At 41.8% G+C, this 740-nt stretch carries 1 protein-coding gene; it reads right to left on the bottom strand.

The annotated features are described in order from the left end of the window. Nucleotides 1-680, bottom strand: a 680-nt coding sequence (locus DXA07_RS12895; protein ID WP_118484881.1) for a helix-turn-helix domain-containing protein, incomplete at its 3' end; no start/stop codon positions are given. Nucleotides 681-740 lie beyond the last annotated feature (60 nt).

Raw genomic sequence — 740 nt, 5'->3', positions numbered from 1 at the left:
TGAAATAGTGTGGGTTTGTCACGGTGAGTGGTAAAACGATTTGTAAATTCTGCTCCATTATCAGTTTGGATACATTGAATGGGTAACGGAAAGGCTTTCACCAGATGCTCTATAAACATAGCAGAAGAATACGTGTTGTGTTCTTCAAAAGCCTCTACGAAACGCCATCTGGAATACTCGTCAATGGCAGTATACTGAAAGAATTGTTTGCCGATGACCTTGGGATTTTTGAGGCATGCAGAAGGAACAAATTTTACATCAACCTGTATGCGTTGTCCCGGATAATCCATCTGTTCATAAGGCTTTGGAATATATTTAGGATTTGGCGGATGAACTGCCATAATTCCCTGCTTACGGAGAAATCTGTATAGTCCAGGGATGGAACGGGAGTAACCACGCTGCTTGAGTTTAACCCAAAAGACAACAAGACCGGCATTGGGATTGCGTCTGCGCATATCAAAGATCAGCTTGATCTCTTCAGGGGTATGTTGGTTTGGATGATGATGGGGTCTGCGAGAGCGGTCACGAAGGGACTCAATAGAACCGTCATAACGTCGTTTCCAACGATAAATGTATTGACGGTTGGTTTTATATTTGATAGCAGCCTTGGTGACACCAAACCTTTCAGCGTATTTGATTAAGGATAGACGATACCGCATATCTTGTGTTATAGTAGCCATAGCAGAGAACTCCTTTTTTGTTTTTTTGTTGTGGTGACTAAAATATAACACAAAAGAAGC

The organism is Clostridium sp. AM54-37XD (assembly GCF_003478225.1).
In the GTDB taxonomy this organism is placed as follows: Bacteria; Bacillota; Clostridia; order Lachnospirales; family Lachnospiraceae; genus Coprococcus; species Coprococcus ammoniilyticus.
The sequence above is the reverse complement of the archived record's forward strand: the minus strand, read 5'-3'. Positions and strand labels throughout refer to the sequence as shown.